This window comes from Pseudomonas vanderleydeniana (genome assembly GCF_014268755.2).
In the GTDB taxonomy this organism is placed as follows: domain Bacteria; phylum Pseudomonadota; class Gammaproteobacteria; order Pseudomonadales; family Pseudomonadaceae; genus Aquipseudomonas; species Aquipseudomonas vanderleydeniana.
Genome location: NZ_CP077093.1, coordinates 6,868,146 through 6,892,304 on the forward strand (window position 1 = coordinate 6,868,146; position 24,159 = coordinate 6,892,304).

The window sequence follows — 24,159 nt, forward strand, 5'->3', positions numbered from 1 at the left end:
TCATCGTCTATTTGCGCAACAGGCGCAAGCCATTGAACACCACCAGCAGGCTGACGCCCATGTCGGCGAACACCGCCATCCACATGGTCGCCATCCCGAAGAAGGTTACCGCAAGAAAGATCGCCTTGATGACCAGGGCCAGGGCGATGTTCTGCTTGAGGATACTCGCCGTTTCGCGCGACAGGCGAATGAACGCCGGGATCTTGCGCAGATCATCGTCCATCAGGGCGACATCGGCGGTTTCGATGGCTGTGTCGGTACCGGCTGCCGCCATGGCGAAGCCGATCTCGGCACGGGCCAGGGCCGGTGCATCGTTGATGCCGTCGCCCACCATGCCGACCCGATGTCCCTTGGCGTAGAGCGCCTCGACGGCCTGCAGCTTGTCGGTCGGCAGCAGGTCGCCACGGGCCTCGTCGATCCCCACCTGGGCGGCGATCGCCTTGGCGGTGTGCGGGTTGTCACCGGTGAGCATCAGGGTCTTGATGCCCAGCTCGTGCAACTGGCGGATAGCTTCGCGACTGCTGTCCTTGACCGTATCGGCGACGGCGAACAGCGCCAGCGGGCCGGAGCTGTCGAGCAGCAGCACGACCGTCTTGCCCTGCTCTTCCAGGGCGAAGAGTTTCTCTTCCAACGCCGGCGAACACAGGCCCAGCTCCTCTACCAGCCGGTGATTGCCCAAGTGATAGCGCTGGCCGCCGATGTCGCCACGCACGCCGCGCCCGGCCAGGGCTTCGAAGGCTTCGACCTCACGCAGTTCGACCTGCTTGTCCCGTGCATCACGGGCAATCGCCAGGGACACCGGGTGATCGGAACGTGCCGCCAGGCTGGCAGCGATCGCCGGTGCCGTCTCGCGGTGCAGTGCGTCGAGTGGCAGGAAGTCGGTCAGCACCGGCTTGCCGTGGGTGAGGGTGCCGGTCTTGTCCAGGGCCAGGTAGTCGAGCTGGTGACCACTCTCCAGATAGACCCCGCCCTTGACCAGGATGCCCTTGCGCGCCGCTGCAGCCAGGCCGCTGACGATACTCACCGGGGTGGAAATCACCAGCGCACAGGGGCAGGCGACCACCAGCAGGACCAGTGCCCGGTAGATCCAGTCGAACCACGCCCCGCCCATGAACAGCGGTGGAATCACCGCCACGGCCAGCGCCAGGGCGAATACCGCCGGGGTGTAGACCTTCGAGAAACTGTCGACGAAACGCTGGGTCGGCGCCCGTGCACCCTGGGCCTGCTCCACCGCGTGAATGATCCGCGCCAGGGTCGAGTTGCCCGCCACCGCAGTCACCCGGTAATCCAGCGAGCCGGCCTGGTTGATGGTGCCAGCGAATACCTTGTCGCCGGGTACCTTCTCGACTGGCAGGCTTTCGCCGGTGATCGGTGCCTGATCGACGCTGGAACTACCGTAGACCACCTCGCCGTCCAGGCCAATGCGCTCGCCGGGCCGGACCCGTACCAGGGTTCCGAGCTCGACGCGCTTGACCTCGTTCTCGACCCAACTGCCATCCTCCTGCTGTACCGTGGCCGTCTCCGGGGCCATCTGCATCAGGCCGCCGATCGCATTGCGCGCGCGATCCAGCGAGCGCGCCTCGATCAGTTCGGCGACGGTAAAGAGGAACATCACCATCGCCGCTTCCGGCCACTGGCCGATCAGCACGGCACCGGTCACGGCAATGCTCATCAGCGCGTTGATGTTCAGGTTGCGGTTCTTCAGCGCGATCCAGCCCTTCTTGTACGTGCCCAGGCCGCCGCTGAGGATCGAGACCAGCGCGACGATGGCTACCACCCAGGTCGGTGCGGCATCGGTGAAGTGAATGACCTCGGCAGCCAGGGCACCCAACCCGGAAACCACCAAAGGCCACCAGGTCTTCTTCGCCGGCGGTTGGCTGGCGGCCTGCTCATCCGCACCGTCTTCCAGCGGCTCGGCCTGCATGCCCAGCGACTTGATCGCCTCGATGATCGGCGCGTTCGACGGCAGGTCGTGGGTCACCCCGAGGATCCGGTTGATCAGGTTGAATTCCAATTGCTGGATGCCCGCCAGCTTGCCCAGTTTGTTCTGGATCAGCGTCTGTTCGGTGGGACAATCCATGGCTTCGATACGGAAGCGGCTCAAGCGACCATCGGCGCTGGAAGCATTGCCCAGCTTGACCAGCGCCGGAGCCTCTACGCCGGAGCAGCAGCTGCCGTGCGAATGGCCGGCAGGGGCGCTAGCCACCGGCTGCGCAGGCTCGCAGCAACCATGGCCCGACTTGCCGGCATGGCCGTGATCGTGATCGTGATCGTGATCGTGATCGTGATCGTGATCGTGATCGTGATCGTGATCAGCATGCTGGTGGTTGGCGTGGGATGCCGGCTCAACGGGGCCCGAGCAGCAGCCAGCGCCGTGCTCATGCTTGTGCTCGGCGTGCGAATGGCCGCTATCGGACTTGCGTGGAGTGTGAATGGAGTCGCTCATGGGAGAGGTCCCTGAAAAGTGCCTGTTGCCAAGTGAACACCCTGTAGCCACTATAGGGTCAAGCACCCATTTCGGGAGATCGGGCGATGAAGATTGGCGAACTGGCAAAACTCACCGACTGCCAGGTGGAAACCATCCGTTATTACGAGAAGGAAAACCTGCTGCCGGAACCGGCACGCAGCGAGGGCAACTACCGCCTGTACACCCAGGCCCATGTGGAGCGCCTGACCTTCATCCGCAACTGCCGCAGCCTGGACATGACCCTGGAGGAGATCCGCAGCCTGCTGGACCTGCGCGACAGCCCGCAGGACCAGTGCGAAAGCGTGAACGCGCTGATCGACGAGCACATCCACCACGTCAAGGCACGGATCGATGGGCTCATGGCGTTGCAGGAACAGTTGCTGGACCTGCGCCAGCGCTGTGGCGGCGGGCCCGATGCGGATCACTGTGCGATCCTGCAGCGGCTGGAGGTCAGTGGCAGCGTGCTGCCGGTTGAAGAGCATTCACATGTCGCGAGAAGTCATGGGCATTGAGTCCCCCTGTGGCGAGCGGGCTTGTCGGGACACCGCACCGCCGCGCTGGGGTGCGCAGCACCCCTGAAATCAGCAACATCAGGGTATCAGGCAGGACGTGGTCGCCGGTTTTAGGGCCGCTTCGCGCCCCAGCGCGGGCAAGCCCGCTCGCCACGATGCCTCTTCACCTGACGACTCAGACCGCCATCGGCGCCGTCAGCGGCGCATGGTGCTGGTAGCCTTCCAGCGAGAAGTCGCCCGGCTCCAACCGCTCCAGCCACTCCGGCTGGTACACGCCCGTCTTGGCAAACTCAGGCACGCGCTCGGAAATCACCAGTTTCGGCATCGGGTACGGCTCGCGGGCGAGCTGCTCGTTGAGCATGTCCAGGTGATTTTCATACACATGGGCATCGCCGATGAAGTAGGTGAACCAGCGCGGCGTGTAGCCGGTCAGGCGCCCGATCAGGCTCAGCAGCGCCGCGCCTTCGGTCAGGTTGAACGGCGTCCCGAGGCCCAGGTCATTCGAGCGGATGTAGAGGGTCAGGGAGATTTCCTTCGTCTCGACATTCGGGTGGAACTGGTACAGCAGGTGGCAAGGTGGCAGGGCCATTTCGTCCAGCTGCGCGCAGTTCCAGCCGTGGAACAGGATGCGCCGGCTGCCCGGGTCCTTGATGATGGTGTCGACGCACTGGCGAACCTGGTCGATCGCCTTGTACAGCACCACGTAGGCCTGGCCGTCTTCCTCGCCCTGGGCGATCTGCCGGTAGCCCTGGGCCAGGGTCTGCTCGATCGCCGCCGCATTGCTCGCCGGGATCTGCTTGTAGGCCGGCCACTTGCGCCACTGCACGCCGTAGATTTCACCGAGGTCGTCATCGCCCTGGCGGAACGGGTTGGCCAGCCACTGGGCGTTCTCGTTGGCGTTCTGGTCCCAGACCTTGCAACCCAGCGCGCGGAACTCGGCGGCGTTGTTCACCCCACGGAGAAAACCGCACATCTCGCCGATGGCGGACTTGAAGGCCAGCTTGCGGGTGGTGATCGCCGGGAAACCTTCCTTGAGGTCATAACGCAGCATCGCGCCGGGAAAGCTGATGGTGTTCACACCGGTGCGGTTGGCTTGCTTGGTGCCGTTCTTGATGACATGGGCGACCAGATCGAGATATTGCTTCATGAGTTACCTGCATCCTTGAATACGGGGCCCGCAGGCCCCGATTCGAATTTAAAGCGCGGCGTCTTTCGTTGCCGGAGTGGTCGGGTTGCGGTGATAGGCGAACCACAGCAATGCCAGGCCGGCGATGATCATCGGCAGGCTGAGAATCTGCCCCATGGTCACCCAGCCGAACGCCAGGTAGCCAAGTTGCGCATCCGGCACCCGGACGAACTCGACGATAAAACGGAAGATCCCGTAGAACAACGCGAACATGCCGGACACCGCCATGGTCGGCCGCGGCTTGCGCGAGAACAGCCAGAGGATGACGAACAGCGCCACGCCCTCCAGCGCGAACTGGTAAAGCTGCGACGGGTGGCGCGGCAATTGCGCCGGGTCGCTGAACGGCGGGAAGACCATCGCCCACGGCACGTCGCTCGGCTTGCCCCACAACTCGGCGTTGATGAAGTTGCCGATCCGCCCGGCACCCAGGCCAATCGGGACCATGGGTGCCACGAAGTCCATCAGTTCGAAGAACGACTTGCCGTTACGCCGGCCGAACCACCAGGCCGCCAGCATCACCCCGATGAAGCCGCCATGGAAGGCCATGCCACCCTTCCAGACCTCGAAGATCAGCGTCGGATTGGCGACATACGCTGGCAAATCGTAGAACAACACATAACCCAGGCGCCCACCGACGATCACCCCCATGGCCAACCAGAACACCATGTCGGAGAGTTTCTCCTTGGTCCAGGTCGGGTCGAAACGGTTCAGGCGCCGGGAGGCCAGCAGCCACGCACCACCAATGCCGACCAGGTACATCAGGCCGTACCAGTGGATTTTCAGCGGGCCGATGGCGACGGCCACCGGGTCGATCTGCGGGTAAGGCAGCATTGCGACTCCTTGGTAGAGTAGAAAATTCGGGGCCCGTTCACCCAGGCGGCAAGCGGGCCAGCGGGTCATGATGAAGACCTGCGATTAAGTCAATATTGCGCCCGGTTCGCTGAACCAGGCCTTAGGCTTTGTCTGAAAAGTCTTGAGACGAAGGTCCGGCGGTTTTCAACGCAGCATCACCGAGTATCAAGATTTCTCAGACAGAGCCCAGGTTCAGATCAGGAACTTCATCCCGACACAGAACAATAGCGCGGCAAACAGCCGCTTGAGCAGCAACGGCGACAGCTTGTGCGCCAGTTGCACACCGAAACGGGCGAAAAACATACTGGTCAAGGCGATGCCGAGCAAGGCCGGCAGGTAGATGAAGCCCAGGCTGTGCTCGGGCAGCAACGGATCATGCCAACCCAGCAGGATGAAACTGAGGGTGCTGGCGACGGCGATCGGCAGGCCACAAGCGGACGAGGTCGCCACCGCCTGCTGCATCGGCAGGCTGCGCCAGGTCAGGAACGGCACGGTCAGCGAACCGCCACCGATGCCGAAGATCGCCGAGGCCCAGCCGATCACTCCACCGGCCAGGCCCAAGCCGAGCCTGCCGGGAATTTCCCGACGACCTTTGGGCTTGAGGTCCAGCGCCATCTGCACGGAGACGATCACCGCGAACACACCAATGATTTTCTGCAGGTTCGGCCCGGCAATCGCCTTGGCCGTCAGCGCACCGAGGCCGGAGCCGAGCAGGATGCCCACGGCCATCCAGGCGAAGATCGGCCAGCGCACCGCGCCCCGGCGATGATGGCCGCGAATGGTGTTGATCGAGGTGAAAATGATCGTCGCCAGGGAAGTACCGACCGCCAGGTGCGTCAGGATCGAGCTGTCGAAACCCTGCAGGGTGAAGCTGAACACCAGCACCGGGACGATGATGATCCCGCCACCGACGCCGAACAGCCCGGCCAGCACGCCAGCACAGGCGCCCAGCAGCAGATAGATCAGAAATTCCATGCATCCCCCGAAACAAGACCGGCATGGTAACGGATGCATGCCGCTCGTCTCTACTGGATGACGACGGGCACCCTGCGTAAAGTGAGCGAAAACACAGAGGGACCACCTGATGTGCCTGATTGTCTTCGCCTGGCGCCCGGGCCATGCCCAGCCGCTGATCGTCGCGGCCAACCGTGACGAGTTCTACGCCCGCCCGAGCCTGCCGCTGGGGCAATGGCCGGAAAACCCGCACGTCTACGCCGGGCGTGACCTGGAAGCCGGTGGCACCTGGCTGGGCGTTGGCGCCCAGCGGCGCTTTGCCGCCCTGACCAACATCCGCAACCCGCACCAGCCGCCGGCACGCCGGTCGAGGGGCGAGTTGGTCGCGCGCTTTCTGGGCGGTCACAACACTATCGCCGACTATCTCCAGGACATCGTCGCACGATCACCGGAGTACGCCGGATTCAACCTGCTGCTCGGTGATGGCGAAGAGCTGTGGCACTTCAACTCTCATGAGGGCCAGCCGCGCCGACTGCCGGAGGGCGTCTACGGGCTGTCCAATGCCGGGCTCGACACCCCCTGGCCGAAGCTGCTCAAGGCCAGGGCGGCATTGGCACAGACCCTGGACCGACCTGCACCGGAGAACCTGCTGGCCCTGCTGGGCGACCCGAGCACCGCGCCATTTGCAGAGCTGCCGGACACGGGCGTGGGGCTGGCGACCGAGAGCCTGCTGTCCAGCATCTTCATCGCCAGCCCCAGCTACGGGACACGGGCGAGCACGGCGCTGATCGTCAATGCCGACGGTACGCGGCGACTGGTCGAGCGCAGCTTCGGCCCCCATGGCGGGCACCTGGGCGAAGTGGAGTTGACGCTCTGAGTGTGACGCGGAGCGTCCAGGGATGCATTCCCACGCAGAGCGTGGGAACGATCGGTACTTGTGGCGAGCGGGCTTGCCCGCGCTGGAGCGCGGAGCGCTCCTGAAACCGGTTACCGCGATACTTCGTGCGCAGTTTTACGGCTGCTGTGCAGCCGAGCGCGGGCAAGCCCGCTCGCCACAAAGGCTGCGGTGCGCCCCTTTTGGTGTTTACCGGACACGAGTGACGCTATGCGTGGGAATGCCGCCGGTGAGTGTCACACCCGCCACTGATCAGTGCTTGACCACCGGATTGGCCATCCGGCCCAATCCCAGGTTCTTAAGCGCCAATTGCAGGGTACTGTGGATAACTTGCGGGTTGTCGATGGTCATCACCTGGGCGAGCAACTCCTGCGACTTGCTCAGGCTGATCTGACGCAGCATCCACTTCACTTTCGGCAAGTTGGTGGCGTTCATCGACAGACTGTCGAAGCCCATCGCCATCAACAGCACCGCCGCCGCCGGATCACCGGCCATCTCCCCACAGATGCTCACCGGCTTGCCTTCGGCATGGGCATCGCGCACCACGTTCTGCAAAGCCTGCAGCACCGCCGGGTGCAGGTAGTCATACAGGTCGGCAACCCGCGGGTTGTTGCGGTCGACGGCCAGCAGGTACTGGGTCAGGTCGTTGGAACCGACCGAAAGGAAGTCCACCTGGCGAGCCAGCTCACGGGTCTGGTAGACCGCGGCCGGAATCTCGACCATCACGCCCACCGGCGGCATCGGCACGTCGGTGCCCTCGTCGCGGACTTCGCCCCAGGCCCTGTGGATAAGATGCAGCGCCTCTTCCACTTCATGGGTCCCGGAGATCATCGGCAACAGGATGCGCAGGTTGTTCAGGCCCTCGCTGGCCTTGAGCATGGCCCGGGTCTGCACCAGGAAGATTTCCGGATGGTCGAGGGTCACGCGGATACCGCGCCAGCCGAGGAACGGGTTGTCCTCGACGATCGGGAAGTACGACAGCGACTTGTCACCACCGACGTCCAGGCTACGCATGGTCACCGGCTGCGGATGGAATGCCGAGAGCTGCTCGCGATAGATCGCCAGCTGTTCCTTCTCGCTCGGGAAGCGCTGGTTGATCATGAACGGCACTTCGGTGCGGTACAGGCCCACGCCTTCCGCGCCACGCTGCTGCGCACGGGCGACGTCGGCGAGCAGGCCGGTGTTGACCCACAGCGGCATGCGGTGGCCATCGGTGGTCACGCACGGCAGCTCGCGCAGGGCGTCGAGGCCCTGGGACAGCTGGCGCTCCTCCTCGACCACGCTGACGTACTGCTTGCGCAGCAGCTCGCCAGGGTTGGTGAAAACCTCGCCACGGGCGCCGTCGACGATCATCTCGATGCCGTCGACCTTGGAGTACGGCAGGTCGACCAGGCCCATGACCGTCGGGATACCCATGGCCCGGGCCAGGATCGCGACGTGGGAGTTGCCCGAACCGAGTACCGAGACCAGGCCGACCAGGTTGCCTTCCGGCACCTCGCCCAGCATGGTCGCGGTCAGTTCCTCGCTGACCAGGATGGTGTTCTTCGGATAGACCATGTTCTGCTGGCGTTCGGACTGCAGGTAGGCCAGCAGGCGCCGGCCCAGGTCCCTGACATCCGAGGCGCGCTCGCGCAGGTAGTCGTCATCCATCAGTTCGAAGCGGTTGACGTGGTCGCCGACCACCTGGCGCAGGGCGCCCTGGGCCCATTGGCCGGTCTTGATGACGTTGTTGACCTCGCTGCCCAGGGAGGCATCGTCGAGCATCATCAGGTAGACGTCGAACAATGCCCGCTCTTCCGGGCGCAACTGGGTCGCCAGCTTCGCCGACAGGGTACGCATGTCGTTGCGCACGCCTTCGATGGCGGTCTTGAACAGCGCCAGTTCGGCGTCGATATCGGTGATGGCCTTGTCCGGCACCACGTCCAGGTCCGCTGGCGGCAGCATGACCACCGCGGTACCGACCGCCGCTCCCGGCGAGCCCGGCACACCGACGAACTTGGTTTCCTGGATACCCTTGCCTTCACGACCCAGGCCCCGGATGGAGCCGGTGGCCTCGGCATGGGCGATAACCCCGGCGAGCTGTGCGCTCATGGTCACCAGGAAGGCTTCCTCGCCCTCGTCGAACTGGCGACGCTCCTTCTGCTGGATGACCAGTACGCCGACGACGCGGCGGTGGTGAATGATCGGCGCACCGAGGAAGGAGGCATAACGCTCCTCGCCCGTTTCGGCGAAGTAGCGGTAGCGCGGGTGGTCGGCGGCGTTTTCGAGGTTCAGCGGCTCCTCGCGCGTGCCGACCAGGCCGACCAGGCCCTCGTTCGGCGCCATGCTGACCTTGCCGATCGAGCGCTTGTTCAGGCCCTCGGTCGCCATCAGCACGAAGCGATTGGTCTCGGGGTCGAGCAAGTAGACCGAGCAGACCTGGCTGCCCATGGCCTCTTTGACGCGCAAGACAATAATCCCCAACGCCGTCTTGAGATCCTTGGCGGAGTTAACTTCCTGGACGATCTTGCGCAGCGTATTGAGCATGGCTCGGGGTCGAACTCCGTGTCAGTCGCGCGCTAAAAGGCGCGGGGCAAGCTCTTTGAGCGCGCGACGATAAACCTCGCGCTTGAATGTCACCACCTGGCCCAACGGGTACCAATAGCTGACCCAGCGCCAGCCATCGAACTCCGGTTTACCGGTCAAATCCATCCGCACCCGCTGTTCGTTGGACAGCAGGCGCAGGAGAAACCATTTCTGTTTCTGGCCGATGCACAGCGGTTGGCTGTGCGTACGCACCAGGCGTTGCGGCAAACGATAGCGCAACCAGCCCCGGGTACAGGCCAGAATTTGCACATCTTCTCGTTCCAGGCCGACTTCTTCGTTCAATTCGCGGTACAAGGCGTCTTCAGGCGTCTCGTCAGGATTGATCCCACCTTGCGGAAACTGCCATGCATCTTGATTGATGCGTCGGGCCCATAAGACCTGACCAGCATCATTCGTCAGAATTATCCCGACATTAGGACGGAAACCATCGGGGTCGATCACGGCAACCACCTCGTAAACGCATGTCATCGCATTGTTCCACAAAGGTTGTGAAAGCAGCAACGCACCGCCCTACCTTATGTGCACTCTTGTGAAAAGACCGTATTCTGATCGCCTTTCTACAGGCTTTTCAGCGAGTAACTGCAATGCGTCTGGCTTTATTCGACTTGGACAACACACTTTTGGGCGGCGACAGCGACCACGCCTGGGGCGATTACCTGTGCGAGCGGGGCATTCTCGACCCGGTGGCCTATAAAACCCGCAACGACGAGTTCTACCAGGACTACCTGGCCGGCAAGCTGGACAATGCCCAATACCTGAATTTCTGCCTGGAGATCCTCGGCCGTACCGAGATGGCCCAGCTGGACGAGTGGCACCGCGACTACATGCGCGACTGCATCGAGCCGATCGTCCTGCCCAAGGCCCTGGAACTGCTGGCCCGGCACCGCGACGCCGGCGACAAGCTGGTCATCATCACCGCAACCAACCGTTTCGTGACCGGGCCGATTGCCGCACGCCTGGGCGTCGAGACCCTGATCGCCACCGAGTGTGAAATGGTCGACGGCCGCTACACCGGGCGCAGCACCGACGTGCCGTGCTTCCGCGAAGGCAAGGTGACGCGCCTGAACCGCTGGCTGGAAGAAACCGGACACGGCCTGCATGACAGCTACTTCTACAGCGACTCGATGAACGACCTGCCGCTGCTGGAGCAGGTGAGCAACCCGGTGGCGGTGGACCCGGACCCGAACCTGCAGGCCGAGGCCGAGCGCCGCGGCTGGCCGGTGATCAGCCTGCGCGGCTGAGGCCCTCAGGCTAGACTTGCGGGCCTCTTCGCGGATCAATCCGGCTCCCACAAGTAGTGCGGTGGACGCGACAGGTGCGTCCGACACCACTTTTGTGGGAGCCGGATTCATCCGCGAATGGGCCCGCAAGATCACCACAAGGCAATCAAGCGGGCTTGGCGACCATCAGGTAGAAGATCGCCATGAACGCCAGGAAGGCCGGCCACCCCAGCGCAAACCACCAGCGCATGTACGTCTGCGCCCTGATCGGCATCGGCGTTCCCTCGCGCAGCGCCTGGTCCGCCATCCGGTGCACGCGGATCTGCAGCCAGACCACCGGCAGCCAGCAGATACCCGCCAGCACGAACAGGCCCATGCTCCACAGCAGCCAACCCTGAGTCAGCGGCCAACCCGCCAGGTGCACCAGCCCGAGCCCGCTCAGCGGCTGGAACACCGCCGTGGTCGTGGTGAAGGCCCAGTCGGCGAAAACCAGGTGGCGGAACGTCACCGCGATCACCTCGACCTTGCCGGTGCGCCAGGCGCGCAGCGCGTAATAGGCGGAGCCGGCCCCCAGGCCGAAGAGAATGGTGGAAGACAGGATATGCAGAGTCTTGAGTATCAGGTAAGCGCTCATCGACGCGGTTCAGTCCATAGAAGCCAGAGAGTCGCCACCATCAGCACCAGGTTTTTGGCGACAGCGGCGTAGGGGTCAAACCAGTAGTGCGGCAGCACCAGGGTAATGATTAGCGTGTAGCTGGCCATCAGCAGCAACTGGGCCTGGAACGCGCGGCGGCGCCAGCGCCGTAGCAGCATGCCCAGCCCGAGCAGGGCATCGCACAGCGAACCGAGCACCACGGCGAAACGGGCGGCCTCGCCCGTCACACCGGCATCGGCCATGATCCGCAGCCCCCAGTCATACCCCGGCCCCAGGCAGACGGCCGCCGTGCCGAACCAGATCAGCAGCATGACCGCCAGCATCAGCGGCCGCAGGGCCGCCTGGACGCTTTGCGCGGCGTTCGGCCAGTCAACCAGGTGAGTTGCCAGCGGCGCTGCCCGATAGCCACAGAGCATCGCCAACAGTTCCGGGTCGGCAACATTGTCGCGTCGCGCCATGCTCAGGCACTGGCGGTTCAGGCCCTGCCAGCCCAGGCGCTCGCCGCACCAGGCCCCCGCTGCCGCGAGCCATTGCGGAGTCTTCAGGTATCGCGCCGGCGCCCAGCCCTGGGCGGCACGCAGATGGTCGAGCAACTGGGCCAGGGTCAGCGCCTGCGGCCCGACCAACGGCACCACCCGCGACCCCATCGGCCAATGCCGCAGCAACGCCAGCACCGCCCCGGACAGGTCGTCGACATGCAGAGGTTGCAGGCGCGCGTCGAGATCGAGCAGGGGAATCAGCGGCCAGGGCGACAGGCGCGTCAACCAGCCACTGCTGGTCCCGCCCGCCCCCACCAACAGCGAAGGGCGCAACACCACCGCCGACACACCCAGCTCCATCAGGTAGGCATCGGCCGCCGCCTTGCTGGCGAGGAACGGTACGTCCGGCTGCTCGCCAGCCCCCAGCGCGGAGATATGCAGGACCCGCAACCCCCGTTCCGCCGCCAGGTCGAACAGCGCCCGCGTGCCACGATCCTGGGTGCGCTGCAGCGCCTGGCGGTCGACGCTCAGCAGGCCGGCGGCATTGATCAGCAGATCGATACCCTGGGGTATGACGAAATGCTTGGGATCGTCGGCCAGCCGATCGAGGTCGAGCACCTGCCATTCGACTTCGGACAGTTCGCGGGAATGATGACGCCGGCTGGTGGCGATCACCTCATGGCCATTGGCGACCAATGCGGCAAGCAAGTGGCGGCCGACGAAGCCCGTGGCCCCCACCAGGAGAACTTTCATGACGATCCTTGGCGGACTAAACCGGTTTGGCGCCCATCAGGGCAGCAATCCCGACGAAACACAGCGTACTGAAGATCGCCAACGTCAGCGTGAATTTCCAACTGCCGCCCGCCTCGCCCCGGCGCAGGCGATTGAGCCGCACCACGAGCCAGGCCCAGGCCAGGCAACCGAAAGTGTAGAGCACGCTGGAACCGAGCAGCCAGGTCTGGCCCAGCGGGAATCCACCCAGGTGCACCAGCCACCAGCCACTGACCGGCTGGACCAGCAGACACAGGGCCATCAGCCACCAGGCCAGCACCCAGGGCATCTTCAGGATCCGCCCGGGGATCGCCAGGTCACCGGCCCGGCGCCCACGCCAGAATGCGATGGCGACAGCCAGGATGCTGCCCAGGAGCAGCACCGTAACCGTACTGTGAAGCACTTTCAGGGCAGTGAAGGTTTCCATCTGGCCGTTTTTTCCTTAGTCGTTGCCCATCAGCGTAGCAGTCATCCGTGTCGTTTCAGCCCAGGAACAGGCGATAGGCCGGGTTGTCGCTTTCATCCCAGTAGGGATAGCCGATTTCCGCAAGAGCTGCGGGAACCAGGTGGCGCTCCTCGCTCGGCACCTGCAGGCCGGCGACCACGCGTCCGTCGGCCGCACCGTGGTTGCGGTAGTGGAACATCGAGATGTTCCAGCGCCCACCGAGCTTGTTGAGGAAGTTGAACAGTGCCCCCGGACGTTCCGGGAACTCGAAGCGCAACACCATTTCGTCGCTGACCCGGGCCGCATGGCCCCCGACCATATGGCGCAGGTGCAGCTTGGCCAGCTCGTTGTCGGTCATGTCCAGCACCGGGAAACCCTGGCTGGTCAGGCTCTCGATCAGCACGCTGCGCGGATCGTTGTCGGGATGGGTCTGCACGCCAACGAAAATGTGCGCTTCGCTGCCGGTGTGGTAGCGATAGTTGAACTCGGTGATCTGGCGCTTGCCGATCGCCTCGCAGAACGCCTTGAAGCTGCCCGGCTGCTCGGGAATGGTCACGGCGATGATCGCCTCGCGGCCTTCGCCCAGCTCGGCACGCTCGGCGACATGGCGCAGGCGATCGAAGTTGACGTTGGCACCGGAGTCGATGGCCACCAGGGTCTGCCCACTGATCTTGCGCTGCTCGACGTACTTCTTGATCCCGGCGGCGCCCAGCGCCCCGGCCGGCTCGGTGATCGAGCGGGTATCGTCGTAGATGTCCTTGATCGCCGCACAGATCTCGTCGGTGCTGACGGTGATCACCTCGTCGACATGGTCCTTGCAGATATCGAAGGTGTGCTGGCCGATCTGGGCCACCGCGACGCCGTCGGCGAAGATGCCCACCGACGGCAGCACCACCCGCTCACCGGCGGCCATGGCCTGCTGCAGGCAGTTGGAGTCGTCCGGCTCGACGCCGATCACCTTGATCTCGGGACGCAGGTACTTCACATAGGCCGCGATCCCGGCGATCAGCCCGCCGCCGCCGACCGGTACGAAAATCGCGTCCAGTGGCGCCGGATGCTGGCGCAGGATCTCCATCGCCACGGTGCCCTGCCCGGCAATGGTGTGCGGATCGTCATAGGGGTGAATGTAAACGTAGCCCTTTTCCTCGACCAGCTTCAGCGAATAGGCCAGCGCTTCCGGGAAGGTATCTCCATGCAGCACCACCTTGCCGCCACGGGAGCGCACGCCCTCGACCTTGATTTCCGGGGTGGTCTTGGGCATCACGATCGTCGCCTTGACCCCCAGCACCTTGGCCGCCAGGGCCAGGCCCTGGGCATGGTTGCCCGCCGAGGCGGTGACCACGCCACGGGCGCGCTCGGCGTCGCTGAGCTGGGTCAGCTTGTTGTAGGCGCCGCGAATCTTGAAGGAAAACACCGGCTGCAGGTCCTCGCGCTTGAGCAGGACCTGGTTGCCCAGCCGCTCGGAAAGCTGGCGGGCGCTCTGCAACGGGGTTTCCACGGCAACGTCGTAAACGCGCGAGGTGAGGATCTTCTTGACGTACTGTTCGAGCATCGGAAAGCATCACTGGCGGGTTGGGCAGGGACCGAGGAGTCTAACCCAGCGCTTGCGGCAACGACCACAGGGATACTGAGGTTTTGATCGCCCCTTTTGCCGGTCCGACGCTTATAATGCCGGCCTTTCGCTCACTCCTTGCCCGCTTCCGGAGCCCGCATGACCCAGGATCAACTCAAACAGGCGGTGGCCCAGGCCGCTGTCGACTTCATCCTTCCCAAGCTCGATGACAAGAGCATCGTCGGCGTGGGCACCGGCTCCACCGCCAACTGCTTCATCGACGCCCTGGCCAAGCACAAGGGCGCCTTCGACGGCGCGGTCGCCAGCTCCGAAGCCACCGCCGCGCGGCTCAAGGGCCACGGCATCCCCGTCTACGAACTCAATACCGTCAGCGAGCTGGAGTTCTACATCGATGGCGCCGACGAAAGCGACGCCCACCTGAACCTGATCAAGGGCGGTGGCGCAGCCCTGACCCGCGAGAAGATCGTCGCGGCCGTGGCCAAGACCTTCATCTGCATCGCCGACGGCAGCAAGCTGGTACCGGTACTCGGCGCATTCCCGCTGCCAGTGGAAGTGATCCCGATGGCCCGCAGCCACGTGGCTCGCCAACTGGTGAAGCTCGGCGGCGACCCGGTGTACCGCGAAGGCGTGGTGACCGATAACGGCAACATCATCCTCGATGTGCACAACCTGCAGATCACCAACCCGGTGGAGCTGGAAACCCGGATCAATGCGATCGTCGGCGTGGTCACCAACGGCCTGTTCGCGGCGCGTCCGGCAGACCTGCTGCTGCTCGGCACCAGCGAAGGCGTGAAGACCCTCAAGGTCTGAGTGTGCGACTGGCGCGCGGCCCGGGGCCGCGCGCGACTGTCATTGCTCGGTGCGCTTGAAGACGTAGAACAGATTCGGCTCGCTGACCACGTACACAGTCCCCTCCTCGTCCATGGTCACGCCTTCGGCGCGCGGAATGGTGTGTTTCAAGCCATTGAAGCCACCCAGCAGGGTCATGAAGCTGACCTGATTGCCCTTCTCATCCAGCTCCAGCAACAGATGCGACTCCGCCGACAGCACCAGCAGATGCTGGGTCCGCGGATCGATCGCCAGCGCAGAAAGATTGCGCACATCCAGCTGGTCGCTTGCCAGCTTCTGCTTCTCGCCCATGAAACGGGTGCCATCACTTTTCAGGCTGAACAACGCCGGCGGGCGCTCCTCACCCAGCAGGATCCGTTGATTGCGCGCATCCCAGACGACCGCCTCGAAGGCCTTGTTCTGGTCTTTCGAAGGCCCGAGGTCGTATTGCGGGAAGTCCTTGATATTCAGCTCCCGGGTACTCGCATCCACCGTGACGATGGACAGGATGTGCATGCGCTCATCGACGATAGCTAGCTTGTCGCCTTCCAGCACCGTCACGGCCTCGGGGTTGTTCCAGCCGACCAGGGGAATCTTGCGCAGCACATCACCCTGCAGGGTCAGCTCGGACAGGAACGGGTTCTTGCCCATCACCGAGAACAGGGTTCGGGTCCGCGGGTTGTAGCTGACGTCGGAGGCCTCGTCCTTCTCCATCCCCACCAGCGGCTTGGCATCGATCACCGCTCGATAACCCGGTAGCCAGATGCTCTGCTGGCGCTCGGCAGGGGTTTCGAAACGCTCCTTCAACCACAGCAGGCCACGGTCGTCCCAGTGCATCGCCATGGACAGCCCGACCCCGATCACCACGATGGCCAGCAGCAGCCAGTAGTACCAGCGCCGGGCGAAACGGGATCGACCAGCGGGAGACGGAGAGGAAAAGGTTTGACTGCTCATGCAGAGGCACTTCCCTGATCTTTATGACATTCGGATAGAACACTGTAGGCAAGGCCCAGCGCCCAATCGAAAAATTATCCAGACCGAATGTGAAAAAAACGGCAAAAGCCGGGAAGCCACACAGATAAAGGCAAAGACGGGAGCCCTCCTCGCGGCGGCTGCGCGAAGAGGGTGAGGGTCGAACCTCAGCGAACGCTGCTCTCGAAACGACTGACGCCCGGCAATTCGAGCACCAGTTCGTCACCGACATTCAACGGGCCGACGCCAACCGGCGTACCGGTCAGGATCACATCGCCGGCCTGCAGCGAGAAGCACGCGGCCATGTGCTGGATCATCGGCACGATGGGGTTGAGCATGTCGCTGCTGATCCCGTCCTGGCGGACCTGGCCGTTGATGGTCAGGCGGATGCCGATGGCGGTCAGGTCAGGGAAGGTGCTGCCGACCACGAACGGGGCGATCACCGCCGCGCCATCGAACGACTTGGCGATTTCCCAGGGCAGGCCCTTGGCCTTGAGCTCAGCCTGCTTGTCGCGCAGGGTCAGGTCCAATGCCGGGGCGAAACCGGAAATGGCGTCGAGCACCTCTTCCCGGCTTGGGTTGGTCGACAGTGGCTTGCCGATCAGCACGGCGATTTCCGCCTCGTAATGCACCGAGCCCCGGTCGACCGGAATCTTGAAACCGCCCTTGATCGGCACCACGCAACTGCCCGGCTTGATGAACAGCAGTGGCTCGGTAGGTACCGGGTTGTCCAGCTCCTTGGCATGTTCGGCGTAGTTGCGGCCGATGCAGACCACCTTGCCCAGCGGGAAGTGGATGGGGGTGCCGTCGACATACTGGTGTTGATAGCTCATTGAGCGACTCCTGATCGGTCTCGTTATCGTGACGCGGGGTTCAAACCGCGAAGATCTTACCCGGATTCATGATCCCGTTCGGGTCGAACACCGCCTTGATCGCCTTCATGTATTCGATTTCGGCCGCGGAGCGACTGTAGCCCAGGTAGTCCCGCTTGGTCATGCCCACCCCGTGCTCGGCGGAAATCGAGCCGTTGTACTTCTCGACGATCTCGAATACCCACTTGTTGACCGTGGCGCACTTGGCGAAGAACTCGTCCTTGCTCAGGTTGTCCGGCTTGAGGATGTTCAGGTGCAGGTTGCCGTCACCGATATGGCCGTACCAGACGACTTCGAAGTCCGGATAGTATTCGCGGACGATCGTATCGATTTCCTGGAGAAAGGCCGGGACCTTCGACACGGTGACCGAGATGTCGTTCTTGTACGGCGTCCAGTGGGAGATGGTTTCGGAGATGTACTCGCGCAGCTTCCAGAGGTTCTGCAACTGGGCTTGGCTCTGGCTCATCACCCCATCGAGCACCCAGCCCTGCTCGACGCAATGCTCGAAGGTCGCCATGGCCTGGCTGGCCACCTCTTCGGTGGTCGCCTCGAACTCCAGCAACGCGTAGAACGGACACTCGGTTTCGAACGGCGCTGGCACGTCGCCACGCCCGAGGATCTTGGCCAGCGCCTTGTCGGAGAAGAACTCGAACGCGGTCAGGTCCAGCTTGCCCTGGAACGCGTGCAACACCGGCATGATCGAGTCGAAGTCCGGAGTGCCGAGCACCATGCAGGTCAGGTTCTTCGGCGCCCGGTCCAGGCGCATGGTGGCCTCGACCACGAAGCCCAGGGTGCCCTCGGCGCCGATGAACAGTTGGCGCAGGTCGTAGCCGGTGGCGTTCTTGATCAGGTCCTTGTTCAGTTCCAGCACGTCGCCCTTGCCGGTGACCACCTTCAGGCCCGCGACCCAGTTGCGGGTCATGCCGTAGCGAATCACCTTGATCCCGCCGGCATTGGTGCCGATATTGCCGCCGATCTGGCTCGAACCTGCCGACGCGAAGTCCACCGGGTAGTACAGGCCATGTTCCTCGGCGTGATTCTGCAACTGCTCGGTGACCACCCCCGGCTGGCACACGGCGGTGCGGTCGGTCAGGTTGATGTCGAGAATCCGGTTCATGTAGTCGAACGACACCACGACCTCGCCGTTGGCCGCCACGGCCGCGGCGGACAGGCCGGTACGTCCCCCTGACGGCACCAGGGCGACACGGTGGCGGTTGGCCCAGCGCACGATGGCCTGGACCTGCTCGATGGTCTTGGGAAACACGACAGCCGCGGGCGCGGGGGTGAAATGCTTGGTCCAGTCCTTGCCGTAGGCATTCAGGGAGTCGGCGTCGGTCAGTACCTTGCCAGGTTCAACCAGGGTCTTCAGTTCATCAATCAAAACAGCATTGGTCATCGACAGAACTCTCGAACAATTCATGGTCACCCTGAGAACGACTCACGTCGCAAAATGAGTGTTTGCGTGTCGCATATGCTAGCATACGCCCCCCGCAGAAGCGTGCTACGAGGCCGACCTGCGGGACCGGCGATCACGCCGTGAGGCCAGCTCAAGCTGCCCATTTTCTGCCATTTTTCTCCGGGACACAGGTTTACGCAGATGAGCAAGACTTCTCTCGATAAGAGCAAGATCAAGTTCCTTCTTCTCGAAGGCGTCCACCAATCCGCAGTCGACGTCCTCAAGGCCGCCGGGTACGTCAACATCGAGTACCACACCAAATCCCTGCCGGACGCCGAGCTGAAGGAAAAGATCGCTGATGCCCACTTCATCGGCATCCGCTCCCGCACCCAACTGACCGAGGAAATCTTCGATCACGCGAAGAAACTCGTCGCCGTGGGCTGCTTCTGCATCGGCACCAACCAGGTCGACCTCGACGCGGCTCGCGAGCGCGGTATCGCCGTGTTCAACGCGCCGTACTCCAACACCCGCTCCGTTGCCGAGCTGGTGCTGGCCGAAGCGATCCTGCTGCTGCGCGGCATTCCCGAGAAGAACGCTTCCTGCCACCGCGGTGGCTGGATCAAGAGCGCGGCCAACTCCTTTGAGATCCGCGGCAAGAAACTGGGGATCATCGGCTACGGCTCGATCGGCACCCAGCTGTCGGTCCTGGCCGAAGGCCTGGGCATGCAGGTGTTCTTCTACGACACCCTGACCAAGCTGCCACTGGGCAACGCGACCCAGGTCGCCAGCCTGCATGAACTGCTGGGCATGTCCGACATCGTCACCCTGCACGTCCCGGAAACCGCCGAAACCCAGTGGATGATCGGCGAGAAGGAAATCCGCGCCATCAAAAAAGGCGGCATCCTGATCAACGCCGCCCGCGGCACCGTGGTCGAACTGGACGCCCTGGCGGACGCGATCAAGGACCAGCACCTGATCGGCGCCGCCATCGACGTGTTCCCGGTGGAGCCACGCTCCAACGACGACATCTTCGAAAGCCCGCTGCGTGGCCTGGACAACGTGATCCTGACCCCGCACATCGGTGGCTCCACTGCCGAAGCCCAGGCCAACATCGGCCTGGAAGTCGCGGAGAAGCTGGTCAAGTACAGCGACAACGGTACTTCGGTATCGTCGGTCAACTTCCCGGAAGTGGCCCTGCCGGCTCACCCGGGCAAGCACCGCCTGCTGCACATCCACGAGAACATCCCGGGCGTGATGAGCGAGATCAACAAGGTCTTCGCCGAAAACGGCATCAACATCTCCGGCCAGTTCCTGCAGACCAACGAGAAGGTCGGCTACGTGGTGATCGACGTCGACGCCGAGTACTCGGACCTGGCGCAAGAGAAGCTGCAGCACGTCAACGGCACCATCCGTTCCCGCGTACTGTTCTAAGCGCCCGTCGCTGAACAAAAAGGGAGGCCCTCACAGGCCTCCCTTTTTCATTTGCGCAACCGCTTACTTCACGTTGACGGTGATGACCTTCGAGGCCACCGTCGGCTCGAACTGCATGTGGATCTTGTCGCCGGCTACCAGTTGCAGGGTGTGCTTGCCCGGCGCCAGGGTCAGCTGGGTTTCGGTCTGGGCCTTGCCGTAGTGGATGACCTGTTCGGTCGCCGGAATCGGCAGGCTCTGGTCAGGCAGCGCCTTCTGGTCGACCAGCAGGTGATGGTGGCCGGAGTTCGGGGTGGCATCACCAGCCGGCTTGAGCTCCATGCCCTTCATGCCAAACTTGACGGTGAACGTCTTGTCTACCGTGGCACCATCCTTCGGCGAAACGATCTCGACCTCGGCGCCCTTGGGCGCTGGCGTGCGCGGAATGCCATCCGCCGCGACGGCAAGGAAGCTGGAACCCAGCAAGGCGGTGGCTAAAGCTACACGAGACACTAAGGTTTTCATTAACTTCTCCGTTTTTCCACAAAATTTGGCGGTTGATGACAACTTCACGACAAATCGTTGTCCAAACTGGCCCACAAACATAAAGCAAAGCGGGTGGCGATTGCGCATCACCCGCCAGATTTCATCTTAGGAGTGACCATGCGTTTCCTGCCTGGCCTGTTGCTGTTACTGCCCCTTGCAAGCCCCTTCGCGCAGGCCGAACTGATCGACGACGTCAATGACCGGGGCGAACTGCGCATCGCCCTGGAGGGGGACATGCGCCCCTTCGGCTTCAAGGACGGCGAACACCTGACCGGCTTCGAAGTCGAACTGGGCGAGCTGCTGGCCCGGGAACTCGAGGTGAATCCATCCTTCATCACCACCGATTCCGGCGATCTCCTGCAGGGCGTGGAAAGCGGCAAGTACGACATCGCCATCAACCACATAGCACTGACCCCGGAACTCAAGGAACGTTTCGACTTCAGCGAACCTTACAGCTACACCAGCGCCCAACTGATCGTGCGCAAGGAAGAGCAACGACCGCTCGGCACGCTGGAAGCGCTCCGGGGCGGAGCTTTGGGTGTAGCTCAAGGCAGCCAGTTCGTCGACCAGGCCCGCACCGTCGAGGGCGTCGACCTGCGCAGTTATCCGAATGCCCAGCAGCCACTCAAGGACGTGGCCGACAAGCAGATCGACGCGGCCATCAGCGATCGACTGCTGATTCCCTTCGCCATCCGCGACAGCCACCTGCCGGTCAAGGAAGGCGCGCCCGTGGGGCCGACCGTGACCCTGGCCATCCCGTTCCAGAAGGGCAACCCGGCGTTCCAGGCGAGCCTGAACATGGCCCTGCAGCGGATCAAGGCCGATGGGCGACTGATGGCGTTGTCGGAAAAGTGGTTCGGCCTGGATGCGAGCGAGCCGCCCAAGCCGTGAGCGGCGAGACTCAGGAAGCGTCCAGCCGCGCCAGGGCGGCGGCGGCTTCGGGCAGTTCCAGCTCGCTGAAGACCTGGACGCCGGCCTGCCTGAGCAAGGCCGTGGTCACGCCCTCGCCGGAGACCTTCACGCCAGTGAAAGTGCCATCGTAGGTCTGCAGGTTGCCGCACGACGGGCTGTTGGCCTTGAGCACGGCGACCCGTATGGCATGGCGCCGCACCAGTTCGAGTGCCTGCCGGGCGCCATCGATGAACGCCTGGCTGACATCCTCACCGTCGTGGGTCATGACCCGGACAATCCCCTCCAGCACCTGCCCACCCTGGCCACCGGGAATCTCCGCCGCAGCCCGCGGAGTCGGCAGGCCACCGGCGACTTCCGGACACAACGCCACCACCCGGCCTTCGTCCTGCCAGGCCGCCAGCTGACCATGGGGGCCGCTGGCACCACCGTCGTAACGCACCCGATGCCCCAGCAGGCATCGGCTGACCAGGATCTTGTGTGCCATCAGAACGGCTCGTCGCCACGCCGGCGGAACCAGCCCGTCAGCGACAGGCGCTCGCGGGTCGCCGGCAGGACTTCGTGCGGCACATCGCCGGAGAGGAACACGACCAGGCAACCGCCGGTCGGCAGCACGTCACGCTCCACCTCATCGGCCAGGTACATGCGCAACTGGCCCCCCTCTTGCGGCTGCCACTCGTCGTTGAGATAGAGCACTGCCGAGACCGAGCGCCGGTCATCGTCACGGAAACGATCCAGGTGCTTGCGGTAGAAGGCCCCAGCCGGGTACAGCGCGAAATGGCACTCGAAATCCTCGAGCCCGAGGTACAGGCTGCGATTCAGCGCCTCGCGCAAGCTGTCCATCAGCGCCAGGTACTGGTCGCACGGCTCGGCCTGGCCAGGCTCGAGCCACTGGATGTGGTCGCCACGGATACCCTCGCGTACCTGCTGGGCCGTGCCCCGCCCGACGCCTGCGGGCGCCAGCTCGCCGTCTGCCGCACGCTTGCGACATTCGGCCGCCAGCTCCCGGGTCAGGGCAGCGGGCAGGAAAAGGTCCTGTTGCGACCAGCCGCGCTCGGCCAGATCGTCGACGATGGATAACAGCAACGGATGATCAGAAGGTATTTGCATGGCGCGCATAGTATCCATCCGCCATGGAATCCGACAGAGCCGCCCGACATGACGATACGAATTCTCGACAAGTCCGGCGCTCGCCGGGAGAATAGTCGGCTGTAGACAGGAGTCCCTAATGCGCCGTTTGCTTTTTTCGCTATTGATGTTCTGCACCTTGCCCGCCTGGGCAGACAGCCACGACCAGTTGTACAAGGTCGCCGGTTGGCCAGAACAGCGCGCGCATTTCAGCGATGCCCTGGTCGCCGCCCAGCAGAAATACCGCAACAGCCTGCCACCGGCGGTCTACCAGGCCCTGGTCAACAACAGCAACCAGCGCTTTGCGCCCCAGGCCATGGACCAGCGGGCCGAGGCCCAACTGCGCCAGAACCTGGCCAACCCGACCCCGGCACTGAAATTCTTCCAGTCGCCACTGGGCCGCAAGATCGTCGCCGCCGAACTGCTCGCCACCCGCCGCGACCAATTGGCCAAGAATGCCCAGGGCCTGCCGCACATCGAGGCCAGTGCAACCCGCCGCCTGCTGATCAACCACCTGGCCAACGCCCTGCCGGCCCGCGAAGCCGGTGCCGAAGTCAGCCTGGCGATCGCCGGCGTCGCCGCCGACAGCCTCAGCTCGATGATCCCCGGTCTGCTCGGCGCCGGTACCGCCCAAGGTCTGCTCAATGGGCAGCGCGAACGGCTGATGCAGCAGATCGGCAACGACCTGGAGAACACCCTGCTCTACGTCTATCGCGACCTGTCCGACCCGGAGCTGGAAGAGTTCTCGAACTTTGCCGAATCCCCCGAAGGCCGGACCTACTACCAGGCGGCCCTGTCGGCGATTCGCGCCAGTCTCGCGGTCGGGCAGAACCTGGCGCCGGCACAACCCGGGAACTGAAAGTAACGGGCTGCATTGCCCTGGTGTCCTGTACGAAAATTGACCACCAGGCGTAACATGCAAGCCCTGGCGCCATCCATGCAGTAGGTTCGCCTTTCTCCAGGAGACTACTCATGTACAGCATCAACCTCGCCACCGCCGCCGATATCGAAGGCATCGCCCAACTGCTCCAGGCCAACGCGCCGTCACGGGGCGGCTCATTGACCGGAGAGTTTCCGCTCGAAAAAGTCCGGCAGATGGCCCTCGGCAGCTCCCCGGTAGTGATTGCCTTGCGCGACGACACGGTCGTTGGCGTGCTGTTCAGCGCAGCGAAAGACGCTCAACCGGCGCCACCCTCGATCAAGGCCATGCTGGCAGCCTGGCCCGGCAGCCCCGATGCCTACGTCTACGGTCCGGCCTGTGTTGCCGCCACGGAACGAGGCCAGGGCCTGCTGGCGCAGCTCTACACGCAACTTCAGCGTTACCAGCAAGGCCGCGAGGCGATTCTCTTCATTCGCCGGGACAACACAGCCTCCCTGCGCGCCCATGCACGCCTGGGCATGCACGAAGTCGCCAGCTTCACGCTGGAGGGTGAGGAGTATGCGGTACTCAGTGACACCGCACATTGATACTTCGCGACACCCGCGTGAGACACATTCGACGCC

The 24,159-nt window shown here is 63.8% G+C and carries 24 protein-coding genes; 8 read left to right on the plus strand and 16 right to left on the minus strand.

Translation table 11 applies throughout. From position 1 onward, the window contains the following. Positions 1-7: 7 nt before the first annotated feature. The gene (locus HU752_RS30950; protein ID WP_437182313.1) at positions 8-2,446 is read right to left on the minus strand and encodes a heavy metal translocating P-type ATPase; all 2,439 of its coding nucleotides are present in this window, start codon (positions 2,444-2,446) and stop codon (positions 8-10) included. 86 nt (positions 2,447-2,532) lie between these two features. On the opposite strand from HU752_RS30950, the gene cadR reads away from it, so the two are divergent. Next, positions 2,533-2,979 carry a Cd(II)/Pb(II)-responsive transcriptional regulator gene (gene cadR / locus HU752_RS30955; RefSeq protein WP_186683625.1) on the plus strand — a complete coding sequence of 149 codons (447 nt, stop codon included), beginning with the start codon at positions 2,533-2,535 and terminating at the stop codon, positions 2,977-2,979. A 175-nt stretch (positions 2,980-3,154) separates the two neighbouring features. On the opposite strand, the gene HU752_RS30960 is transcribed toward cadR, so the two are convergent. From HU752_RS30960 to HU752_RS30970, 3 genes are all read right to left on the minus strand, one after another. Next, positions 3,155-4,126, minus strand: coding sequence for a thymidylate synthase (locus HU752_RS30960; protein WP_186683624.1), 972 nt, complete (start codon positions 4,124-4,126; stop codon positions 3,155-3,157). Positions 4,127-4,174: 48 nt separating this feature from the next. Then, positions 4,175-4,996 (minus strand): prolipoprotein diacylglyceryl transferase, encoded by an 822-nt coding sequence (lgt, locus tag HU752_RS30965; protein ID WP_017903253.1) that lies wholly within the window; start codon positions 4,994-4,996, stop codon positions 4,175-4,177. Positions 4,997-5,209: 213 nt separating this feature from the next. After that, positions 5,210-5,992, minus strand: a complete 783-nt coding sequence (locus HU752_RS30970) for a sulfite exporter TauE/SafE family protein (protein WP_186683623.1) — start codon at positions 5,990-5,992, stop codon at positions 5,210-5,212. Between the two features lie 109 nt (positions 5,993-6,101). Between HU752_RS30970 and HU752_RS30975 the strand changes: the two genes are divergently transcribed. Continuing rightward, positions 6,102-6,848, plus strand: a complete 747-nt coding sequence (locus tag HU752_RS30975; protein ID WP_186683622.1) for an NRDE family protein — start codon at positions 6,102-6,104, stop codon at positions 6,846-6,848. A gap of 270 nt (positions 6,849-7,118) precedes the next feature. Here the strand turns inward: HU752_RS30975 and ptsP are convergent, their stop codons facing one another. Together ptsP and HU752_RS30985 are read right to left on the minus strand one after the other, a co-directional pair. Further along, the gene (ptsP, locus tag HU752_RS30980) at positions 7,119-9,392 is read right to left on the minus strand and encodes a phosphoenolpyruvate--protein phosphotransferase (protein ID WP_186683621.1); all 2,274 of its coding nucleotides are present in this window, start codon (positions 9,390-9,392) and stop codon (positions 7,119-7,121) included. A 21-nt stretch (positions 9,393-9,413) separates the two neighbouring features. Then, positions 9,414-9,893 carry an RNA pyrophosphohydrolase gene (locus HU752_RS30985; protein ID WP_040071746.1) on the minus strand — a complete coding sequence of 160 codons (480 nt, stop codon included), beginning with the start codon at positions 9,891-9,893 and terminating at the stop codon, positions 9,414-9,416. A 143-nt stretch (positions 9,894-10,036) separates the two neighbouring features. Between HU752_RS30985 and HU752_RS30990 the strand changes: the two genes are divergently transcribed. Further along, positions 10,037-10,693, plus strand: coding sequence for a histidinol-phosphatase (locus HU752_RS30990; RefSeq protein WP_186683620.1), 657 nt, complete (start codon positions 10,037-10,039; stop codon positions 10,691-10,693). 145 nt (positions 10,694-10,838) lie between these two features. Here the strand turns inward: HU752_RS30990 and HU752_RS30995 are convergent, their stop codons facing one another. The 4 genes from HU752_RS30995 to ilvA are packed head-to-tail and all read right to left on the minus strand — an operon-like array spanning position 10,839 to position 14,574. Continuing rightward, the gene (locus HU752_RS30995; RefSeq protein ID WP_186683619.1) at positions 10,839-11,306 is read right to left on the minus strand and encodes a DUF2269 family protein; all 468 of its coding nucleotides are present in this window, start codon (positions 11,304-11,306) and stop codon (positions 10,839-10,841) included. Continuing rightward, positions 11,303-12,559 (minus strand): SDR family oxidoreductase, encoded by a 1,257-nt coding sequence (locus tag HU752_RS31000; protein WP_186683618.1) that lies wholly within the window; start codon positions 12,557-12,559, stop codon positions 11,303-11,305. Before HU752_RS31000 ends, HU752_RS30995 begins: the two co-directional genes overlap by 4 nt. Positions 12,560-12,575: 16 nt before the next feature. Further along, on the minus strand, positions 12,576-13,004 hold the full coding sequence (locus tag HU752_RS31005) for a DUF2269 family protein (protein WP_186683617.1): 429 nt from the start codon (positions 13,002-13,004) through the stop codon (positions 12,576-12,578). Between the two features lie 55 nt (positions 13,005-13,059). Continuing rightward, a complete protein-coding gene (ilvA, locus tag HU752_RS31010; protein ID WP_186683616.1) occupies positions 13,060-14,574 on the minus strand; it encodes a threonine ammonia-lyase, biosynthetic in 1,515 nt (504 codons plus the stop codon). 159 nt (positions 14,575-14,733) lie between these two features. On the opposite strand from ilvA, the gene rpiA reads away from it, so the two are divergent. Next, complete coding sequence (gene rpiA / locus HU752_RS31015; RefSeq protein WP_186683615.1) at positions 14,734-15,405, plus strand: ribose-5-phosphate isomerase RpiA; 672 nt, start codon at positions 14,734-14,736, stop codon at positions 15,403-15,405. A gap of 39 nt (positions 15,406-15,444) precedes the next feature. On the opposite strand, the gene HU752_RS31020 is transcribed toward rpiA, so the two are convergent. From HU752_RS31020 to HU752_RS31030, 3 genes are all read right to left on the minus strand, one after another. Beyond that, positions 15,445-16,377 carry an SdiA-regulated domain-containing protein gene (locus HU752_RS31020; protein ID WP_186683614.1) on the minus strand — a complete coding sequence of 311 codons (933 nt, stop codon included), beginning with the start codon at positions 16,375-16,377 and terminating at the stop codon, positions 15,445-15,447. A 185-nt stretch (positions 16,378-16,562) separates the two neighbouring features. Then, positions 16,563-17,228 (minus strand): fumarylacetoacetate hydrolase family protein, encoded by a 666-nt coding sequence (locus HU752_RS31025; protein ID WP_186683613.1) that lies wholly within the window; start codon positions 17,226-17,228, stop codon positions 16,563-16,565. 40 nt (positions 17,229-17,268) lie between these two features. After that, positions 17,269-18,663, minus strand: coding sequence for a D-2-hydroxyglutarate dehydrogenase (locus tag HU752_RS31030; protein ID WP_186683612.1), 1,395 nt, complete (start codon positions 18,661-18,663; stop codon positions 17,269-17,271). 201 nt (positions 18,664-18,864) lie between these two features. Here HU752_RS31030 and serA point away from each other — a divergent pair, with 201 nt between their 5' ends. Beyond that, positions 18,865-20,094 carry a phosphoglycerate dehydrogenase gene (gene serA / locus HU752_RS31035; RefSeq protein ID WP_186683611.1) on the plus strand — a complete coding sequence of 410 codons (1,230 nt, stop codon included), beginning with the start codon at positions 18,865-18,867 and terminating at the stop codon, positions 20,092-20,094. A 63-nt stretch (positions 20,095-20,157) separates the two neighbouring features. Here serA and HU752_RS31040 read toward each other — a convergent pair whose 3' ends face one another. After that, positions 20,158-20,598, minus strand: coding sequence for a DUF4399 domain-containing protein (locus tag HU752_RS31040; RefSeq protein ID WP_186683610.1), 441 nt, complete (start codon positions 20,596-20,598; stop codon positions 20,158-20,160). Between the two features lie 138 nt (positions 20,599-20,736). On the opposite strand from HU752_RS31040, the gene HU752_RS31045 reads away from it, so the two are divergent. Then, on the plus strand, positions 20,737-21,510 hold the full coding sequence (locus HU752_RS31045; protein WP_186683609.1) for a transporter substrate-binding domain-containing protein: 774 nt from the start codon (positions 20,737-20,739) through the stop codon (positions 21,508-21,510). A 10-nt stretch (positions 21,511-21,520) separates the two neighbouring features. On the opposite strand, the gene HU752_RS31050 is transcribed toward HU752_RS31045, so the two are convergent. Together HU752_RS31050 and HU752_RS31055 are read right to left on the minus strand one after the other, a co-directional pair. After that, a complete protein-coding gene (locus HU752_RS31050; protein WP_186683608.1) occupies positions 21,521-22,015 on the minus strand; it encodes a 2-thiouracil desulfurase family protein in 495 nt (164 codons plus the stop codon). Then, entirely contained in the window at positions 22,015-22,647 is a 633-nt protein-coding gene (locus tag HU752_RS31055; protein WP_186683607.1) for a 2OG-Fe(II) oxygenase, read from the minus strand. The genes HU752_RS31050 and HU752_RS31055 overlap by 1 nt, the downstream gene beginning before the upstream one ends. Positions 22,648-22,756: 109 nt before the next feature. Here HU752_RS31055 and HU752_RS31060 point away from each other — a divergent pair, with 109 nt between their 5' ends. Together HU752_RS31060 and HU752_RS31065 are read left to right on the plus strand one after the other, a co-directional pair. Further along, positions 22,757-23,515, plus strand: coding sequence for a DUF2059 domain-containing protein (locus HU752_RS31060; protein WP_186683606.1), 759 nt, complete (start codon positions 22,757-22,759; stop codon positions 23,513-23,515). A 113-nt stretch (positions 23,516-23,628) separates the two neighbouring features. After that, positions 23,629-24,123 (plus strand): GNAT family N-acetyltransferase, encoded by a 495-nt coding sequence (locus HU752_RS31065; RefSeq protein ID WP_186683605.1) that lies wholly within the window; start codon positions 23,629-23,631, stop codon positions 24,121-24,123. Positions 24,124-24,159: the final 36 nt, after the last annotated feature.

Excerpts from the sequence above, each read along its gene's own strand:
- HU752_RS31030 (WP_186683612.1), bottom strand. The coding sequence starts at position 18,663 with ATGACCAATGCTGTTTTGATTGATGAACTGAAGACCCTGGTTGAACCT.
- HU752_RS31065 (WP_186683605.1), top strand. The coding sequence starts at position 23,629 with ATGTACAGCATCAACCTCGCCACCGCCGCCGATATCGAAGGCATCGCC.
- HU752_RS31050 (WP_186683608.1), bottom strand. The coding sequence starts at position 22,015 with ATGGCACACAAGATCCTGGTCAGCCGATGCCTGCTGGGGCATCGGGTG.
- HU752_RS30975 (WP_186683622.1), top strand. The coding sequence starts at position 6,102 with ATGTGCCTGATTGTCTTCGCCTGGCGCCCGGGCCATGCCCAGCCGCTG.
- serA (WP_186683611.1), top strand. The coding sequence starts at position 18,865 with ATGAGCAAGACTTCTCTCGATAAGAGCAAGATCAAGTTCCTTCTTCTC.
- HU752_RS30950 (WP_437182313.1), bottom strand. The coding sequence starts at position 2,446 with ATGAGCGACTCCATTCACACTCCACGCAAGTCCGATAGCGGCCATTCG.
- HU752_RS31040 (WP_186683610.1), bottom strand. The coding sequence starts at position 20,598 with ATGAAAACCTTAGTGTCTCGTGTAGCTTTAGCCACCGCCTTGCTGGGT.
- HU752_RS30990 (WP_186683620.1), top strand. The coding sequence starts at position 10,037 with ATGCGTCTGGCTTTATTCGACTTGGACAACACACTTTTGGGCGGCGAC.
- lgt (WP_017903253.1), bottom strand. The coding sequence starts at position 4,996 with ATGCTGCCTTACCCGCAGATCGACCCGGTGGCCGTCGCCATCGGCCCG.
- HU752_RS30995 (WP_186683619.1), bottom strand. The coding sequence starts at position 11,306 with ATGAGCGCTTACCTGATACTCAAGACTCTGCATATCCTGTCTTCCACC.
- HU752_RS31045 (WP_186683609.1), top strand. The coding sequence starts at position 20,737 with ATGCGTTTCCTGCCTGGCCTGTTGCTGTTACTGCCCCTTGCAAGCCCC.
- ptsP (WP_186683621.1), bottom strand. The coding sequence starts at position 9,392 with ATGCTCAATACGCTGCGCAAGATCGTCCAGGAAGTTAACTCCGCCAAG.
- HU752_RS31025 (WP_186683613.1), bottom strand. The coding sequence starts at position 17,228 with ATGAGCTATCAACACCAGTATGTCGACGGCACCCCCATCCACTTCCCG.
- ilvA (WP_186683616.1), bottom strand. The coding sequence starts at position 14,574 with ATGCTCGAACAGTACGTCAAGAAGATCCTCACCTCGCGCGTTTACGAC.
- HU752_RS30970 (WP_186683623.1), bottom strand. The coding sequence starts at position 5,992 with ATGGAATTTCTGATCTATCTGCTGCTGGGCGCCTGTGCTGGCGTGCTG.
- HU752_RS30960 (WP_186683624.1), bottom strand. The coding sequence starts at position 4,126 with ATGAAGCAATATCTCGATCTGGTCGCCCATGTCATCAAGAACGGCACC.
- rpiA (WP_186683615.1), top strand. The coding sequence starts at position 14,734 with ATGACCCAGGATCAACTCAAACAGGCGGTGGCCCAGGCCGCTGTCGAC.
- HU752_RS31020 (WP_186683614.1), bottom strand. The coding sequence starts at position 16,377 with ATGAGCAGTCAAACCTTTTCCTCTCCGTCTCCCGCTGGTCGATCCCGT.
- HU752_RS31060 (WP_186683606.1), top strand. The coding sequence starts at position 22,757 with ATGCGCCGTTTGCTTTTTTCGCTATTGATGTTCTGCACCTTGCCCGCC.
- HU752_RS31000 (WP_186683618.1), bottom strand. The coding sequence starts at position 12,559 with ATGAAAGTTCTCCTGGTGGGGGCCACGGGCTTCGTCGGCCGCCACTTG.
- HU752_RS31005 (WP_186683617.1), bottom strand. The coding sequence starts at position 13,004 with ATGGAAACCTTCACTGCCCTGAAAGTGCTTCACAGTACGGTTACGGTG.
- cadR (WP_186683625.1), top strand. The coding sequence starts at position 2,533 with ATGAAGATTGGCGAACTGGCAAAACTCACCGACTGCCAGGTGGAAACC.
- HU752_RS31055 (WP_186683607.1), bottom strand. The coding sequence starts at position 22,647 with ATGCGCGCCATGCAAATACCTTCTGATCATCCGTTGCTGTTATCCATC.